Source organism: Pseudomonadota bacterium, from assembly GCA_010028905.1.
Classification (GTDB): Bacteria; Vulcanimicrobiota; Xenobia; order RGZZ01; family RGZZ01; genus RGZZ01.
In genome coordinates, this window is record RGZZ01000642.1 from 1 (window position 1) to 2360 (window position 2360).

The 2360-nt window shown below is 66.5% G+C and carries 2 protein-coding genes; both read left to right on the forward strand.

Annotated features, from left to right (window positions below; translation table 11 throughout):
* On the forward strand, window positions 1-1214 hold a 1214-nt coding region (locus tag EB084_23865), incomplete at its 5' end, for a hypothetical protein (protein ID NDD31299.1).
* Window positions 1215-1653: 439 nt separating this feature from the next.
* Window positions 1654-2025, forward strand: coding sequence for a helix-turn-helix domain-containing protein (locus EB084_23870; protein NDD31300.1), 372 nt, complete (start codon window positions 1654-1656; stop codon window positions 2023-2025).
* Window positions 2026-2360 lie beyond the last annotated feature (335 nt).

The window sequence follows — 2360 nt, forward strand, 5'->3', positions numbered from 1 at the left end:
GCCAGCACGGCGCCGATGACGCGCGCGCGCAAGCCGAGTCGGCGGCACGCGCCCCCGCGACGGCAAAGGGCGAGGAAGAGGCGAAGGCCTCCGACGCCACCGCCGTGGGTCGCGCGAGTGGCGACAGCGAGGGGCACCAGGCCGCCCTCGACCGCGCGAAAACCTTCGATCTGCAGCGGGGCCGGGATGCCTACCGCACTGAGCGCCTGAACGCGCCGCCACGGTTGCGGGAGACGACCTCTCTCTACGAACGCAGCGGGGGCCTCGACGGACTGCTGGCCGCCACGCACCTCGAGGGCCTCGCCCAGGCGCACGTGAGCATCCCGTCACCGCGCCGATCGTGCGCTCGATCTCAGGCCCCCGTTGCCCCCAACGAAGCCTCGCGCTACTGGGAGGGATACTGGCGCTGCTATGACGAGGGGTACCGTCACGCGTACGTCGAGGAGTTCCGCGCCGGGTACGCCCGCGGGTGCGCCGAAGGCGAGCAGCGGGGCATCGCTCGGGCGCAGCGGCTCGACTACGACAGCGAGATGGCGGCCGCACGCGAGCACGGGTACCGCGAGGGCTATGCGGCATCCCACGACAGCGCCTACGCCAGCGCGCGTGCCGCGGCGTACACCCCGGCCCATGCCGGTGCCTACACCGCAGCCCACGACGAGACCTACGCCCCCGCCTATGCGTCAGCGTTCGAGCGCATCCGCGGGGAGGCCTATTCCGCCGCATACACCCGCCTGCGCGAAGCGGCGCGAACAGCCGCAAGATCAGCGCGGTACGACGCGGAGTACCCGACGTTCGCGGTCTGCTGGTACCTCCGCGGTCGCCAGCTCGAAGCCGATGACTTCCGCCAGCGCCCCGTGCGCATCATGGGCGTCGATGCGAGCACACTGAGCGCCAGCGGGGCCGACCCCGCGGGGAGAGAGGTCTCGTTTCGGGTGAAGCTGCGCAACTTCTCGAACGCCTCGGTGGCCCGCGAGCGCTTCATCTACGCGGTCGACTGCACGCCCGCAACCGCCCTCGTGCGGGTCGACCCCCGCCCGGGACTGACCCGTGCGCTTCACCCGGAGAGCGAGGTCGATGTGGCCGACATGGTGCGCATCCGCCTCTCCGACGCTGTGCGAGGGACGGTTCGCGTCACCCTGAAAGTGTCGTTGGGAAGGCGAGGGCAGATCACCGACACCGCGGTGGTCGACGTGGATGTGCCGGCGTCGAAGTAAGTCGGGGTGGCCAGGCCGGCAGCGATGCTCGCGGGAACGGCAACCCAGAAAACCGTCATTGACAAACATACCCCACTGGGGTATGTTTCATGCGTGCGCGTGACGTTTGTAGAGGCACCGAGCTTCAGCGCGGCTCGAGACGACTACTTCGAGACCGATGAGGTATTTGCTCGCTTCCAAGAAGAGCTGGCGCGAAATCCAGAAGTCGGGCCCGTCCTTGTGGCGACGCACGGCGCGCGTAAGATCCGATGGGGTCAACCAGGCACAGGCAAGCGAGGAGGGCTTCGCGTGATCTACGCCTGGTGGCCGAGACACGCGCAAATCCTCCTTCTGGCGGTGTACCAGAAGTCGATCCGTGAAAACCTGGACGCAAGAGAGAAACAAATCGTGGCTTCGCTGATGCGCGCTTACGAGAAGTACTTGGAGGAGAACGTCAACCGTGAGAAATGAAGAGAAATCGGTATTCGCACTCCTGAAAGAGGGTTTGGAGAGCACGCTGGAGAGGGTCAAGACAAAAAGGCCGCTTCGCGTCACCCAGGTCGACATTCCAGACCCTCCCCCGGTCTATTCGTCACAAGACGTGGTGCGTCTGCGCGCGCGGCTCAACATGAGCCAATCCGCCTTCGCGGCACTGCTGGCCGTCTCTCGCCGGGCCGTGGAGAAATGGGAGCAGGGCGAGAGACACCCCGCAAGCGGCAGCGCGAGACTGATGCAGTTCATCGAGCATCCGGGTCTGCTCGATCAGTTCGCCCCGAGGGAGGCCGAGCCTGCTCCGCGTATCCGCAGCGCAGGTACCCGACATGCACGCTGACGAGTCTCGCGAAAAGTGGGGCCAACGGTGAGCCTGGCGCGCACGGCGCCCACGAAACAACAGATCATTTCGCACACAAACTGCTAGGAGTGCCACACCATGGGCGCGGTCCTGCGGAGCGCTCGAGGTGCGAGAGGGGTGCAGGGCGAGGGGCTTGTCGAACAGGTTGTTTTCTTGACGAGACCGGCGAAGAAGCTGCCGCACCGCGTGGCAGCGTGTTCGCTTTGCGTCATGGGGTATGACGAGATGGGGCACACGTGTTGACTCCCTGCTGGGTGGCGACGCGATCCCTGACGTCGAAGGCGCATTGGGCCTGCAAGTGCCTGCGCTGACGC